We start from the raw sequence: 15,410 nt of genomic DNA, 5'->3' as shown, positions 1-15,410 counted from the left end.
GACGGGGCATCTCGCCCTGCCGCTTCCGCACAATCATCCCCACAGCAGACCCGACTTACCATCGTGGATAATCTCCTAAAGCAGTTCGCGCAGTCATCGCAGCTCGCCGGCGGCAACGCCGCCTATATCGAGGATCTGTACGAGCAGTACCTCGTCGCCCCGGACAGTGTCGATCCGAAGTGGAAGAGCTACTTCGATGGTTTCGAAGGTCGCGGTGCCGGTGACGTACCGCATTCGGCGGCCATCGCCCACATCCTCACAGCCTCCAAGCAGGCTGCCAACGCCGGTACCGGCGCAGGCGCCAGCGACGAGCGCGAGCGCAATGTTGGTCGTCTGATCACTGCCTACCGCGCCCGTGGCCACCTCGGCGCACAGCTCGACCCGCTGGGCCTGGTCCCGCCGGTCAACCCGCCCGACCTGGACCTGCCGTTCCACAGCCTGTCCCAGGCAGATCTGGACAGCGAATTCAGCACCGGCGGCATCGGTGGCCAGCCGCGGATGAAGCTCAAGGATCTGCTGACGCGCCTGAAGGCGACTTACGCCAGCAGCATCGGCGCCGAGTTCATGCACATCCAGGAGTTCGACCAGCGCCAGTGGATTTACAAGCGCCTGGAAGACGCCGGCGGCAAGATTGCCGGCGATGCGGCCAGCCGCAAGCGCACCCTGGAGCGGCTCACCGCTGCCGAAGGCCTGGAGCGCTACCTGCACACCAAGTACGTTGGCCAGAAACGCTTCTCGCTGGAAGGCGGCGATTCGCTGATCCCGATGATGGACGAGATCATTCGCCAGTCCGGCAACGATCAGGTCAAGGACATCGTGATCGGCATGGCCCACCGCGGCCGCCTCAACGTGCTGGTCAATACGCTGGGCAAGAACCCGCGCAAGCTGTTCGACGAATTCGAAGGCAAGTTCGAGCACGCCCATGACGACCGCGCGCACACCGGCGACGTCAAGTACCACATGGGTTTCTCGGCTGATATCGCAGTCGGCACCGACAAGCAGGTGCACCTGGCACTGGCGTTCAACCCCTCACACCTGGAAATCGTCGACCCGGTCGTGGTCGGCAGCGTGCGTTCGCGCCAGGAGCGTTTCGGCGATGCCGAGCGCAAGGCCGTCCTGCCGATTCTGATCCATGGCGACGCCGCATTCGCCGGCCAGGGCGTGGTGATGGAACTGTTCCAGATGTCGCAGGCACGCGGTTTCGCGGTCGGCGGCACCGTGCACATCGTGGTCAACAACCAGATCGGCTTCACCACCAGCACCCGCGACGACGCCCGCTCCACGTTGTACTGCACGGACGTGGCCAAGATGATCGGCGCGCCGGTCTTCCACGTGAACGGCGACGATCCGGACGCGGTGATGTTCGTGTCCAAGCTGGCCTACGAATTCCGCCAGCAGTTCAAGAAGGACGTGGTCATCGACCTGGTCTGCTACCGCCGTTGGGGCCATAACGAGGCCGACGAACCGGCAGCGACCCAACCGGTGATGTACCAGACCATCCGCAAGCACAAGACCACCCGCGAGCTGTATGCCGCCAAGCTGGAAAGCGAAGGCGTGCTGAGCGCCGACGAGGCCAAGGCCCTGGTGGACGGCTACCGCAACAAGCTCGATTCGGGCGAGTACACCACCGAACTGGCCAAGCGCAAGCCGGACGAATTTGCCATCGATTGGTCCAAGTACCTGGTCGGCACCGCTGCCGATCCGGTAGACACGCGCGTCAAGCGCGAGCAGCTGGACCGTCTGGCCAAGCTGATCACCACCATCCCCGAAGGCGTCGAACTGCACGCCCGCGTGGCGAAGATCTACGAAGATCGCGTCAAGATGGCGGCAGGCGACCAGCTTGGCGACTGGGGCTTTGCCGAAAACCTGGCCTACGCCACCTTGCTGGCCGAAGGTCACAAGCTGCGTCTGGTCGGCCAGGACGCCGGCCGCGGCACGTTCTTCCACCGTCACGCGATCCTGCATGACCAGAAGACCGACGATTACTACCTGCCGCTGCGCCAGCTGGTGCAGAACCCGGAAGACGCCACCGTCATCGACTCGCTGCTGAGTGAAGAAGCGGTGATGGGCTTCGAATACGGCTACTCCACTACTGACCCGAATGCGCTGTGCATCTGGGAAGCGCAGTTCGGCGACTTCGCCAACGGCGCGCAGGTGGTGATCGACCAGTTCATCGCCGCCGGCGAAGCCAAGTGGGGCCGCATCGCAGGCCTGTCGCTGTTCCTGCCGCATGGCTACGAAGGCCAGGGCCCGGAGCACAGCTCCGCACGTCTGGAGCGTTTCCTGCAGCTGTGCGCGCTGGAGAACATGCTGGTCTGCGTGCCAACCACGCCGGCGCAGTGCTTCCACATGATCCGCCGCCAGATGCGCATGACCACCCGCAAGCCGCTGGTGGTGATGACGCCCAAGTCGCTGCTGCGCCACAAGCTGGCAGTGTCGAGCCTGGAAGAGCTGGCCGACGGGCAGTTCCAGCACCTGATCCCGGACGCCAAGGCCGACGCGGCCAAGGTCAAGCGCGTGGTGCTGTGCTCGGGCAAGGTCTATTACGACCTGCTCGAAGACCAGACCAAGCGCGGCCAGGACGATGTCGCCATCCTGCGTGTGGAGCAGCTGTATCCGTTCCCGCGTGCGCAGCTGGCCGCCGAGTTGAAGGCCTATGCCAACGCCACCGACGTGGTGTGGTGCCAGGAAGAGCCGCAGAACCAGGGTGCGTGGTACCAGATCCGCCACCACCTCAACTTCTGCCTGGCCAGCGGCCAGAGCCTGCATTACGCCGGCCGTGCCCGTTCGCCCTCGCCTGCCGCCGGCCACATGGCCGACCACATCATCGAGCAGCAGAAGCTGGTTGCCGATGCGCTGCTCAACCCGTTCAACGACCAAGTCGCTGAATAACTCCTCTTCCCCAAAGAACGAAAACCCTAGGACGCTCCCCGAATGGCCACCGAAGTCAAAGTTCCGGTACTGCCCGAATCCGTTTCCGACGCCACCATCGCCAGCTGGCACAAGAAGGCCGGCGAAGCGGTCAAGCGCGACGAGAATCTGGTCGACCTGGAAACCGACAAGGTCGTGTTGGAAGTTCCTTCGCCGGTCGACGGCGTACTGAAGGAAATCAAGTTCGACACCGGCAGCACGGTCACCGGCAACCAGATCCTGGCGATCATCGAAGAAGGCGCCGTGGCTGCCGCTCCACCGGCTGAAGAGAAGAAGGCCGCTGCACCGGCGCCTGCCGCTGCTGCGCCAGCAGCCGCTCCGGCACCGGCTGCCGCCGCCGCGCCTGCGGCTGCGTCCAAGTCCGCTGCCGATGCGCTGCCGCCAGGTGCGCGCTTCTCCGCAATCACCCAGGGCGTGGATCCGTCGCAGGTCGAAGGCACCGGCCGTCGTGGCGCGGTGACCAAGGAAGACATCGTCAACTTCGCCAAGGCCGGCGGCGTCGGCAAGGCCTCGGGCGCCCGCCCGGAAGAGCGCGTGCCGATGACCCGCGTGCGCAAGACCATTGCCAAGCGCCTGATGGAGTCCAAGAACTCCACCGCGATGCTGACCACCTTCAACGAGGTCAACCTGGCCAAGGTGTCGGCCGCACGCAAGGAGCTGCAGGACGAGTTCCAGAAGGCGCACGGCATCAAGCTCGGCTTCATGAGCTTCTTCGTCAAGGCCGCCGCAAACGCGCTGCAGCGCTTCCCTCTGGTCAATGCCTCGATCGACGGCGACGACATCATCTATCACGGCTACAGCGACATCTCGATCGCGGTATCGACCGACAAGGGCCTGGTCACGCCGGTGCTGCGTAATGTCGAGCGCCAGTCGTTTGCCGACGTCGAGCAGGGCATCGCCGACTACGCCGCCAAGGCGCGCGCCGGCAAGCTGGGCCTGGACGACCTGCAGGGCGGCACCTTCACCATCACCAATGGCGGCACCTTCGGCTCGCTGCTGTCGACGCCGATCATCAACCCGCCGCAGAGCGCCATCCTGGGCATGCATGCGATCAAGGAGCGTCCGATCGCCGAGAACGGCCAGGTCGTGATCGCCCCGATGATGTACCTGGCGCTGTCCTACGACCACCGCATCATCGACGGCAAGGATTCGGTGCAGTTCCTGGTCGACATCAAGAACCAGCTGGAAAACCCGGGCCGCATGCTGTTCGGCCTGTAAGCCTCAAAGCCCCTCTCCCATCGGGAGAGGGGTTGGGGGCGCCAGGCAACTGCGTCCGACTCAGCAATGAAGAATGAGCCGCCGCGAGCCACAGGGGCGAACTATCGGCTGTTCACTAACTCCATTTCGCAGTGGTTTGCTTCATATCGGGAATACCCGGAAAGCGACCACAGCGCACCCTCATCCGGCGCTACGCGCCACCTTCTCCCGCAGGAGAAGGGAAAGGCAAAGGACTCTAGAAATGGCTGAAAACTACGACGTCGTCGTCATCGGTGCTGGTCCGGCCGGTTATCACGCCGCCATCCGCGCGGCCCAGCTGGGCATGAAGGTCGCCTGCATCGACGCAGCACTGGGCAAGGACGGCAAGCCCGCCCTGGGCGGTACCTGCCTGCGCGTGGGCTGCATCCCGTCCAAGGCGCTGCTGGATTCCTCGCGCCAGTTCTGGAACATGGGTCACCTGTTCGGCGACCACGGCATCAGCTTCAACGACGCCAAGATGGACGTGCCCACCATGATCGGCCGCAAGGACAAGATCGTGAAGCAGTTCACCGGCGGCATCGCGATGCTGTTCAAGGCCAACAAGATCACCCCGTACTACGGTTTCGGCCAGCTGCAGCCGGGCAACATCGTCAAGGTGAGCCAGCACGAAGGCGGCGAGATCGAGCTCAAGGGCACCAACGTGATCCTGGCGGCCGGTTCGGAGTCGATCGAACTGCCGTTCGCCAAGTTCGACGGCGACACCATCGTCGACAACGTCGGCGGCCTGGACTTCACCGCCGTGCCCAAGCGTCTGGCCGTCATCGGTGCCGGCGTGATCGGCCTGGAGCTGGGCAGCGTGTGGAAGCGCCTGGGCGCCGAGGTCACCATCCTCGAAGCGCTGCCGGACTTCCTGGCGCTGGCCGATGCCGAAGTGGCCAAGACCGCACTGAAGGAATTCAAGAAGCAGGGCCTGGACATCAAGCTGGGCGCCAAGGTCAGCAAGACCGAGATCACCGGCAGCGGCGACGCCAAGCAGGTGGTGCTGAGCTACACCGACGCGACCGGCGAGCAGACCCTGACCGTGGACAAGCTGCTGGTGGCCGTGGGCCGCAAGGCCGCGACCAAGAACCTGCTGGCCGAGGGCACCGGGGTCAATGTCACCGACCGCGGCCAGATCGAGGTCGATGGCCATTGCCACACCGGCGTCGATGGCGTGTGGGCGATCGGCGACTGCGTGCGCGGCCCGATGCTGGCGCACAAGGGCTTCGAGGAAGGCATCGCGGTGGCCGAACTGATCGCCGGCCTGCCCGGCCACGTTAACTTCGACACCATTCCGTGGGTCATCTACACCGAGCCGGAAATTGCCTGGGTCGGCAAGACCGAGCAGCAGTTGAAGGCCGAAGGCGTTGCCTACAAGGCCGGCAGCTTTCCGTTCGCGGCGATCGGTCGCGCGGTGGCCATGGGCGAGCCGGCCGGCTTCGTCAAGGTGATCGCCGATGCCGAAACCGACCGCGTGCTGGGTATGCACCTGGTGGGCGTGGGCGTGTCCGAGCTGGTGCACGAAGGTGTGCTGACGATGGAATTCAACGGCTCGGCCGACGACCTGGCGCGTATCTGCCACGCCCATCCGACGCTGTCCGAAGCGATCCACGACGCCGCCATGGCGGTCAGCAAGCGCGCGATCCACAAGGCCAACTAACACCGGGATTCGGGATTCGGGCGTGGGGATTCGTAAACGACTCCCTCTCCTGATCCTCTCCCGGCAAGCACATGACGCCGGGCTAAAAACCCGGCGTTATGTTTTTCAGGCACGGTCAAAACAATCCGCAACGTTCATTTCGGCGGGCCTCTAGATGGCATCGACGCATCGGGCGCCCGTTTTTACGAATCCCCAATCCCCAATTCCGAATCCCATGAAAAGCATCTGCGTCTATTGCGGCTCCAATGCCGGTAACAAACCGGCCTATGCCGAACGCGCCACTGCCCTGGGCACGCGCATTGCCGAGCAAGGCCTGCGACTGGTCTACGGCGGCGGCAACGTCGGTCTGATGGGCACGGTGGCCAACGCCGTCCTCGCTGCCGGCGGCCAGGTCACAGGCGTGATCCCCAAGCAACTGGCGGACTGGGAAGTGGCCCACCGCGGCCTGACCGAACTGGAGATCGTCGGCTCGATGCACGAGCGTAAGATGCGCATGTTCGAGTTGTCCGATGGCTTCGTCGCCCTGCCCGGCGGCTTCGGCACCATGGAAGAGATCTTCGAGATGCTGACCTGGCGGCAGCTCGGCATCGGCAACAAGCCCTGCGCCTTCCTGGATATCGAAAATTTCTACGCGCCGCTGATCGGCATGATCGATCGCATGGTGGAAGAGCGCTTCCTGCATCCGGATCAACGCACCGACCTGTGGTACGGCGCAGATATCGAGCAGATGCTCGAATGGATGCAGCACTACACGCCCGCGCAGGCATCGAAGTGGATCGACGAGAAGCGTCGCTCCACCCTGGTGTGAGCGAAAGCAGCCAAGACAAACGTCGTCTCACCGCGCGTCGGCCGGCTTGCCGAGGCGCCGCTCTCTGGTCGCCCGACCCACGATGACAGGCGCACGTCGCGGCTGCAGCGGCGTCGGCAAGCACGATGCCACGTGGTCGCACCACCTGTCGTCACTGCGACCCTGCGCAGGTGCTGCAGCACGATGGCACGTACACGGCGCGGTGTTGCCAGCTTGCAACGGCAGTCACGATGGCTGCGGCAATCCGCCGTACCGCCTCGCATAGAATGGCGGCGATGCTCGATACCCTCGCCGCTGATGCGCACCACAGTCTGGACATCAAGCACAGTCGCTTTTTGGCCCACGCTGCCGCACTGGAGGCTCCCGCGCATGCGCTGGAGATCGTGCAGCGCGTGGCAGTGCCGGACGCAACGCACAACTGCTGGGCCTACCGGTTCGGGCAGGACTACCGTTCCAGCGACGACGGCGAGCCAAGCGGCACCGCCGGCCGGCCGATCCTGGCCGCCATCGATGGCCAGGGCTTCGATCGGGTGGTGGTGGTGGTCACGCGCTGGTATGGCGGCATCAAGCTCGGTGCCGGCGGGCTGGTGCGCGCCTACGGCGGTACCGCGGCCGAGTGCCTGCGGCTGGCAACGCGACAACCACTGATCGCGTTGTCGCTGGTGCAGGTACAGTGCCGGTTCGACGATCTGGGCCTGGTGCACGCAGCACTGGCGGCCTTCCATGCCGACAAACTGGACGAACACTTCGACGCCGAGGGTGCAGCGTTGCGCGTGCAACTGCCTGCCGATCAGCTCGCCGGCTTGAAAACCCGCCTGTGCGACGCCACTCGCAATCGTGTCCATCTCTCAACCCCGGAAGCCGCATGACCGAGCCAGCCGCTGCACGTCCCAGCCCGTTGCGGAAGCTGGGCAGCCTGCGCACCTTGTGGCCATTCGTCCAACGCCAGCGCGGCCTGTTCGCCGCCTGGCTGGTCGCACTGTCGATTTCCGCTGCCGCCACGCTGAGCCTGCCCGCAGCGGTCAAGCGCATGATCGACCAAGGCTTCTCCGGCGATGCGCAGATCAACCAGGCGTTCTCGCTGCTGTTCGCAGTCTCGGTCGTGCTGGCGTTGGCAACGGCGGCGCGCTTCTATTTCGTCGCACTGCTGGGCGAAAAAGTGGTCGCCGACTTGCGCGGCCGGCTGTATGCGCACCTGATCGGCCTGGACGCCGGATTTCATGACCGTAGCCGCAGCGGCGAATTGGTGTCGCGCCTGTCGGCCGACAGCGAATTGCTGCGTGGGCTGATCGGCACCACCATGTCGGTGGCCTTGCGCAGTTCGGTCACGGTGATCGGCAGCATCGTCATGCTGTTCGTCACCAGCCCGCGGCTGGCCGGCTTCACCTTGATCGGCATCCCGCTGGCAGTGCTGCCGATCGTGCTGGGTGCACGCCGCCTGCAGAAGATTTCGCGCGCAAGCCAGGACCGTGTGGCCGATGCCAATACGCTGGCGGCCGAAACCCTGGGCGCAGTGCGCACCGTGCAGGCGCATGCGCGCGAGCGTTACGAAAGCCAACGTTTCAGTACGGCACTGTTGACCGCCATCGACACCGCGAAGGTGCGCATCCGCACTCAGGCCACCGTGACCGCGGTGGCGATCATGCTGATCTTCGGTGCGATCGTCGCGGTGTTGTGGCTTGGCGCGCACGATGTGATTGCTGGCCGCATGACGCCCGGCACGCTCGGCCAGTTCGTGTTGTACGCGATGATCGGCGGCGGTTCGGTCGGGGCGCTGGCCGAGGTCTGGAACGAGTTGCAGCGTGCCGCCGGCGGCATGGGCCGAGTGAGTGAATTGCTCGACGAACAACCGCTGATCGTGGCGCCGGCCACGCCGCAGGCCTTGCCGCAGCCGCTGCGCGGCGCGATCCATTTCGACCGGGTGGTCTTCCATTACCCGCAACGCCCGGACGCGCCGGCGCTGGACGGGTTCGACCTGCATGTCAGCCCCGGCGAAACCGTGGCGCTGGTGGGTCCGTCCGGTGCGGGCAAGAGCACGGTGCTGTCGATGCTGCTGCGTTTCCACGACCCGGACAGCGGCAAGGTGCGTATCGACGACATCGACCTGCGCGAGGTCGACCCGGTCCTGTTGCGCGAGCACATCGCGCTGGTACCGCAGCAACCCACGTTGTTTGCCGCCAGCGCGGCCGACAACATCCGCTACGGGCGCCTGCAGGCCAGCGATGCCGAGGTGGAAGCGGCGGCGGCGGCGGCCGAAGCCGATGTGTTCATCCGCGCCCTGCCCCAGGGCTACGCCAGCGAACTGGGTGAGCGCGGCACGCGCCTGTCCGGCGGCCAGCAGCAACGCGTGGCGATTGCACGTGCGCTGCTCAAGGACGCGCCGATCCTGCTGCTGGACGAAGCCACCAGCGCGCTCGATGCGCAAAGCGAGCGCGCCGTGCAGCAGGCGCTGGAGCGGCTGATGCAAGGCCGCACCACGCTGGTGATCGCGCACCGCCTGGCCACCGTGCTCAAGGCCGACCGCATCGTGGTGATGGATGCCGGGCGCATCGTTGCGCAGGGTACGCATGCGCAGTTGATCGCCGAAGGCGGTCTGTATGCGGAGCTGGCGCGGCTGCAGTTCATCGACCAATGAGCGTCGCCAGGCGCCGTCGTGCCAGCGATGGCACCTGGCGCAGCCAGCGAAACGACTGCGCTCGCCGCGAGACGGGCGCGGCCTTCGCTCGGCATCGGCCTGCGCCGCTCGTACACTGCGGTGACCGCGGTTCGCCCACCCTCGCCGGACGCGCTGCCGCTGCACTCGCCCGCCGCACGTGGCCCGTCTTGTCTCACCGGCCACGCCGGCCGTGCGCTCCCACGCAATCCGATGTGACCCCATGCCCCGCCCCAAAACCACTCTTCGCCAGCTGAGCTATTTCGTCGCGCTGGCCGATACCGGCAGCTTTACCCGTGCCGCCGAGCAGATGGGCGTCTCGCAGCCATCGTTGTCGCAACAGATCCGCGCATTGGAAGCGATCATCGGCGCGCCGCTGTTCGAGCGCGGCGCGCAGGCAATCCTGACCCCGCTCGGTCGCGAGCTGCTCGACCGCGCACGCAGCATCCTGCTCGATGTCACCGATCTGGAAGAGGTCCGCGCCACGGCCGCCGATACCTTGATCGGCACCATCCGCCTCGGCGTCTCGCCCACGCTCGGCGCCTATCTGATGCCCAGCCTGGTGGCACGCTTGCATCGCGAGCATCCGGCCCTGCGCGTGCATGTGCGCGAAGGCCTGCCAACCGCCCTCGCCGCCGACCTGAGCAACGGCACGCACGACCTGGTCCTCGCGCAACTGCCGGTGGCCGGCCGCGGCCTGCACAGCGAGCGGCTGTTTCGCGAACTGCTGCATGTGACCATGGCTGCCGATCATCCGCTGCGCACCAAGGCCTGCATCACCCCGGCCGACCTGCGCGGCGCCAACCTGCTGACCTTGATGCCGGAATACCGACTGGCAGAACAGGTTGCCGCGATCGCCATGGAGGTGGGTGCCAATGTCTTGCGCGATTACGAAGGCACCAGCCTGGACGCGATCCGCCAGATGGCCGGCATGGGCATGGGTCTTGCCTTGCTTCCGGACCTGTACGTGCGCCAGGAAATCCGCGAAGGCGACGACGTGGTGGTTCGGCCGGTCAAAGGCGGGCGCTACTATAGGGAGATCGGTCTGCTCTGGCGCCAGGGCGCCGGTCGCGCACCAGCCTTCGGTTTGATCGCCGATCTGCTGCGCGCGGTGGCTGCATAGGAAAATCCTATGCGGCACATAAGCGCTTCGGCCTTGTTTGCGGGCCGGCAACTCGTCAATGCTTCACTGAACTCATCAACGGATATCGAATGGCGGCCAAGCGGATTGGATGGCGGGAAGCGGCGAGCTGGCTGACGGAAGTTGTCGGCCCGGACATGCCGTATGTGCGCCTGACCCTGGTGTACGGCGTTGCGATCAGCCTGCTGTCGCTGGCCACGCCGATCTCGGTGCAGTTGCTGATCAACAGCGTTGCCAACACCGCGCTGCCCACGCCGCTGTGGACCTTGTCCGGCCTGCTGCTGGGCCTGCTGCTGCTGGTGGCGGCACTGAGCGCGATGCGGGTGTGGGTGATGGCGCTGTTCGAACGTCGCCTGTTCGCACGCGTGGTGGCGGAGATCACCGTGCGTGCGGTGCATGCGCAGAACCCGTTCTTCGCCGACCAGAACCGCGGCGATGTCTTCAACCGCTACTTCGATCTGGTGGTGGTGCAGAAGGCAGTGCCCAGCCTGGCGGTCGGCGCGTTCACCATCGTGCTGCAGTCGGCGGTCGGCCTGATCGTCACCAGCTTCTATCACCCGTTCTTCCTCGGCTTCAACGCGCTGCTGCTGCTGACCATCTTCTCGATCTGGATGATCTGGTCGCGCGGCTCGATCCGCTCGGCGGTCGAACTGAGCCAGGCCAAGCACAACGCCGCGCATTGGCTGGAAAGCGTCGGCGGCTCCAACGGGTTCTACAAATCCAGCCGCCATCTCAACTTCGCGATGGATCGCTCGGAAAAGGTGACCGCCGACTATGTCGACCGGCATCGGCGCCACTTCCGCTACACCTTCACCCAGACGCTGGCCTTCCTGCTCACCTATGCGGTGGCCAGCGCGGCGCTGCTGGCGCTGGGCGGCAGCCTGATCCTGCGCGGCGAGCTGTCGATCGGCCAGCTGGTGGCAGCCGAACTGATTCTGAGTGCGGTGTTCTACGGCATTGCACAGCTGGGCAGCTACCTGGACACGTTCTACGACCTGGTGGCCAGCGCGGAGGAATTGTCGCTGCTGTACGCCATCCCCCAGGAGCGCCCGGTGCTTGCCGCCGGCGAGGCGCCGCGCAATAGCGGGGTCCGCCTGGACGGGGTGGTGATCGAGGGCGCGCGTTTCGATTTCGCGCTGGAAGCCGGCGAGCAGCTGGTCACGCTGGCCGATGGCGGTGCCGAGCGCCTGCTGGCCATGGTGCTCAAGCGCCACGTCGTTCCCGACCGCGGGCTGGTGATGGTGGGTGGCGCGGACATGGCCACCTTCGATATGTACCTGCTGCGTTCGGAAGTCACCGTGCTCGACCGCCCGACCATCGTGGAAGTCACCATTCGCGAATATCTGGCAATGGCCTCGGCCGATGTGACCTCCGAAGCGATGCTGCAAGCCATCGATGCGGTGGGCCTGCGCGCACGCATCGCCGCGTTGCCGCAAGGCCTGGACACCCGGCTTGCCGCGTCCGGCTTCCCATTGTGGATTGGCGAGGTCATGGCGCTGAAACTGGCCAATGCACTGCTGGTGCGCCCGCGCGTGTTGATGCTGTCGCAGCTGTACGACCTGATCCCGGCCGAGCGCCTGACCCAGGTTCTGCGACGCTTGAAGGATGCAGGAACCACGGTGCTGCTGTGCACCGGGCGGCCGGAGGACATCACCCTGGATGGCTGGTTCCGGCTGGAGCCGGAGCGCCAGCAACGCTACGCCACGCGCGCCGAGCTGATCGCATCCACGCAGGAGGTGTCGCATGCCGCACGCTCCTGATCGCCTGGCGCACTTCCCCACCCTGGCGGCGATGCGTCCGCCCAGCATCGCCAAGGCAGTGGCCTGGATGCTGCTGATCGGCATCGGCATCGCTGCGGCGATCCTGGCACTGGCGCCGTGGGTGCAGACCGCCAGCGGCAAGGGCCAGGTCGTGTCGCTGGATCCCAGCGACCGCCAGCAGCCGGTCACCGCCTTCGTGCCGGGCCGCGTCGAGCGCTGGTACGTGCATGACGGCCAGCATGTGTCCAAGGGCGACCCAATCGCGCGTGTCGGCGACCTGGACCCGGACCTGCTCACCCGCCTGGCCAGCGAACGCGCGCAGGCACAGGCGGAAATCGCCGCCATCCAGCAGTCGCGTGCGGTGGCCAGCATCGATGTGGCGCGCAGCAGGCAATTGCTGGCCGAAGGCCTGGCCGGCCGCCGCGACTACGAGCTGACCCAGATCAAGGTGGCCGAAGCCGACGCCAAGCTGGCCGAATCGCGCGCCAAGCTGACCCGCATCGACATCCAGTTGAATCGCCAGTCTGCGCAGCTGGTGCGCGCCCCGCGCGACGGCCGCGTGCAGCAGCTCAATGCCGCCAGCGGCAGCGCCATGGTCTCGCCGGGCACCGTGCTGGCGGTGATCGCGCCGGAACGGGTGGAACGCGCGGTCGAGCTGTACATCGACGGCCGCGACGTGCCGCTGATCCGCCCCGGCCGCCCGGTGCGGCTGGAATTCGAAGGCTGGCCGGCGATCCAGTTCAGCGGTTGGCCGTCGGTGGCGCACGGCATGTTCGACGGCCGGGTGCGCGCCATCGACCCCAACGCCGCGCCCGATGGGCTGTTCCGCATCCTGGTGGAGCCGATGCCGGGCAAGCCGGCGTGGCCGGCGCAGGAATTCGCCCGCCAGGGCGGCAAGGTGCGCGGCTGGGTGCAGGGCGAAACGGTCAAGGTCGGCTACGAACTGTGGCGCCAGCTCAACAACTTCCCGCTGGAATTCGGCCGGCGCCCGGCTGCGACCACGCAGGAAGAGAGCAAGGCCAAGCCGGCCACACCCAAGTCCGAAGACGAAGCGACGGGCAAGAAATGATCGGCCGTCTTGTCGTCCTGTTGATCGCACTCTGCCCCGCTGCGGCACTCGCCCAGACCGCTGCACTGACCCTGGATGAGGTACTGCAGTCGTCGGCACGCTCCGCACCGCAGATCGTCGAAGCGCTGGCGAAGGTGCGCCAGGCCGAAGGCAAGGGCATCTCGGCCGATGGCGCCTTCGACACGGTGTTCGACATCGAAGGCCGTTCGCGCGAGGCCGGCTATTACGACGGCAGCACGATCGAAACCGGGGTCAAGCGGCCGTTCGAAGAGAACGGAGGCTATTACTACGGTGGCTACCGCTCCTCGCGTGGCTCCTTCCCGATCTACGAGGACAAGTCCTATACCGATCGCGGCGGCGAAGTGAAGGTCGGCGCGCTGTACGCGCTGCTGCGCGACCGCGTGATCGACGAACGCCGCACCAAGCGCAGTATCGCCAGCACCGATATCGATGTGGCCAAGTACGAGGCGGAAATGGTGGCCATCGGCGTGCAGCGGCGCGCCGTGGATGCGTACCAGAACTGGGTCGCCGCCGGGTTGAAGTTGCGCGCCTACAACGAGCTGCTGCAACTGGCCGAGCAACGCCGCAATGCGATTTCGCGCCAGGTCACGCTTGGTGCGCGCCCCACCATCCTGCTGACCGAAAACGACCAGAATCTGGTGCGTCGTCGCGCCCTGGTGGTGCGCTCGGAACAGGACTTCGCCAATGCGGCCAACGCCTTGTCGCTGTATTTGCGCGACGACGCCGGCATGCCGCTGATCGTGTCCGCCGAACGCCTGCCGGCCGACACCACGGCGCTGGAAGGACTGGCCGGCGCCAGCAAGATCACCGCGCCGGTGGAGCGCCCGGATTACCGCGCCGTGCTGACCCGCATCGACCAGGCCACCGCACGGCTGATGCTGGCCCAGAATGATCTCAAACCGCGCCTGGATGTCAGCGTGGAAGTCAGCAAGGATCTGGGCCCGCCCGGCGTCGGCGGCCCGAACCGGTCGCTGACCGACGCCATCATCGGCTTCCGTTTCAGCGTGCCGCTGGAAAACCGCGCCGCCAGGGGCCGCGTGGCCGAAGCGCGTGCCGAGATCGAAGCGCTGGATCAGCGCAGCCGTTTTCTGCGCGACCAGATTTCGATCGAAGTGGAATCGATCGTCATCTCGCTCAACGCCGCCGAACGGCTGGCCAAGATCGCCGATGAGGAACGCGGCCTGGCAGACCGCCTGGCCGCGGCCGAGCGGCGGCGCTTCGAGCTGGGCTCGGGTGACTTTTTCCTGGTCAACCAGCGCGAGGAGACCGCCAACGACGCACGCGTACGCCTGATCGATGCGCAGGCGCGCATCGCCTCCGCGCGTGCCGAACTGGCGGCGGCCACCGCCGACCGGGATGCGTTGCAGCTAAGCCGTTGACGGGGCGGCTGTGCGTCGGGCGGACGCGGTGATGCCGCAGCCATCGCGCCGTTGTGCAAGTGACTTCGCGGTGCCGCAACGTGGTATCCGTTGGGTTCAAGCAAAGCCTACGCGACGGACGCATTCAACCGCCCCGCAGGTGTCTGACTGCTGTGCCCAGCGACGTTTCAGCGTGCCTGAAGCCTTATCGATCCCGATAGTGCAGGTGTCTGCTGCCAGGCAGCCGCCCATGCAACACACGTGTACCCAGCCGCTTGTCGGAGCGGCCAGACACGATCGCCACCTCGCCTGACGAGCTCAACCAACCGGTCTTGCAGACCTCACTGCATCACGACATCTGGGTAACACTCGCGTGCGCATGCTCGCCATACCGGCTCGACGCCGGGCGTGCGGATCCATCGAACTCTGCACTGCAACCTTAGGAACTTTCGGAGGTGCGTATGTCTTTCCGGCAATTTCCCGCAATCGGTGCAGATGGCGAGCCCTATGTCATCATCGAATTTCGCGACGAGCAACAACCGCGCGCAAACCCACAGTCGGCGCCGCGTTACGAGCTTCCCGACGGCCGACATCTGCAACGTCAGGGGCAGCGCTTCGTCACCGACGGCGGCGAGCTGCGCCTTTCCGCGCTCTAGGAACGGCAGTCAACCCTGCGCGCGTGGTCGCCTTGCAGACGTGGGCGGCGCATGAATAATCAGGACGTAGTAGACAATTCGTGGCACGGCGGCGCTCGGAAGCTGGCGCCGTCATGT

Annotated in this window: 11 protein-coding genes; all 11 read left to right on the top strand. The window is 66.0% G+C overall.

Annotated elements, in window-relative coordinates; all coding sequences use genetic code 11:
* Nucleotides 1-63 precede the first annotated feature (63 nt).
* The 11 genes from FLG15_RS07490 (at nucleotide 64) to FLG15_RS07435 (ending at nucleotide 15,293) form a co-directional block, all read left to right on the top strand.
* Nucleotides 64-2,892, top strand: a complete 2,829-nt coding sequence (locus FLG15_RS07490) for a 2-oxoglutarate dehydrogenase E1 component (protein ID WP_057678264.1) — start codon at nucleotides 64-66, stop codon at nucleotides 2,890-2,892.
* 42 nt (nucleotides 2,893-2,934) lie between these two features.
* Complete coding sequence (sucB, locus tag FLG15_RS07485; RefSeq protein WP_057678265.1) at nucleotides 2,935-4,149, top strand: dihydrolipoyllysine-residue succinyltransferase; 1,215 nt, start codon at nucleotides 2,935-2,937, stop codon at nucleotides 4,147-4,149.
* Between the two features lie 241 nt (nucleotides 4,150-4,390).
* Nucleotides 4,391-5,827 (top strand): dihydrolipoyl dehydrogenase, encoded by a 1,437-nt coding sequence (gene lpdA, locus FLG15_RS07480; RefSeq protein ID WP_150145772.1) that lies wholly within the window; start codon nucleotides 4,391-4,393, stop codon nucleotides 5,825-5,827.
* Nucleotides 5,828-6,041: 214 nt separating this feature from the next.
* Nucleotides 6,042-6,635, top strand: coding sequence for an LOG family protein (locus tag FLG15_RS07475; protein WP_057678267.1), 594 nt, complete (start codon nucleotides 6,042-6,044; stop codon nucleotides 6,633-6,635).
* 266 nt (nucleotides 6,636-6,901) lie between these two features.
* Complete coding sequence (locus tag FLG15_RS07470) at nucleotides 6,902-7,504, top strand: IMPACT family protein (protein WP_057678268.1); 603 nt, start codon at nucleotides 6,902-6,904, stop codon at nucleotides 7,502-7,504.
* Nucleotides 7,501-9,270, top strand: coding sequence for an ABC transporter transmembrane domain-containing protein (locus FLG15_RS07465; RefSeq protein WP_039569046.1), 1,770 nt, complete (start codon nucleotides 7,501-7,503; stop codon nucleotides 9,268-9,270). Before FLG15_RS07470 ends, FLG15_RS07465 begins: the two co-directional genes overlap by 4 nt.
* 241 nt (nucleotides 9,271-9,511) lie before the next feature.
* Entirely contained in the window at nucleotides 9,512-10,411 is a 900-nt protein-coding gene (locus FLG15_RS07455; RefSeq protein WP_057678269.1) for a hydrogen peroxide-inducible genes activator, read from the top strand.
* 89 nt (nucleotides 10,412-10,500) lie between these two features.
* Complete coding sequence (locus FLG15_RS07450; protein WP_017156784.1) at nucleotides 10,501-12,189, top strand: ABC transporter transmembrane domain-containing protein; 1,689 nt, start codon at nucleotides 10,501-10,503, stop codon at nucleotides 12,187-12,189.
* Complete coding sequence (locus tag FLG15_RS07445; RefSeq protein ID WP_057685027.1) at nucleotides 12,173-13,258, top strand: efflux RND transporter periplasmic adaptor subunit; 1,086 nt, start codon at nucleotides 12,173-12,175, stop codon at nucleotides 13,256-13,258. The genes FLG15_RS07450 and FLG15_RS07445 overlap by 17 nt, the downstream gene beginning before the upstream one ends.
* On the top strand, nucleotides 13,255-14,658 hold the full coding sequence (locus FLG15_RS07440) for a TolC family protein (RefSeq protein WP_039569039.1): 1,404 nt from the start codon (nucleotides 13,255-13,257) through the stop codon (nucleotides 14,656-14,658). The genes FLG15_RS07445 and FLG15_RS07440 overlap by 4 nt, the downstream gene beginning before the upstream one ends.
* 440 nt (nucleotides 14,659-15,098) lie before the next feature.
* Complete coding sequence (locus FLG15_RS07435; protein WP_008577231.1) at nucleotides 15,099-15,293, top strand: hypothetical protein; 195 nt, start codon at nucleotides 15,099-15,101, stop codon at nucleotides 15,291-15,293.
* Nucleotides 15,294-15,410 lie beyond the last annotated feature (117 nt).

The organism is Xanthomonas phaseoli pv. dieffenbachiae (genome assembly GCF_008639345.1).
Classification (GTDB): Bacteria; Pseudomonadota; Gammaproteobacteria; order Xanthomonadales; family Xanthomonadaceae; genus Xanthomonas; species Xanthomonas phaseoli.
Note: the sequence above shows the minus strand (reverse complement) of the source record. Positions and strands in the feature narration are given on the sequence as shown.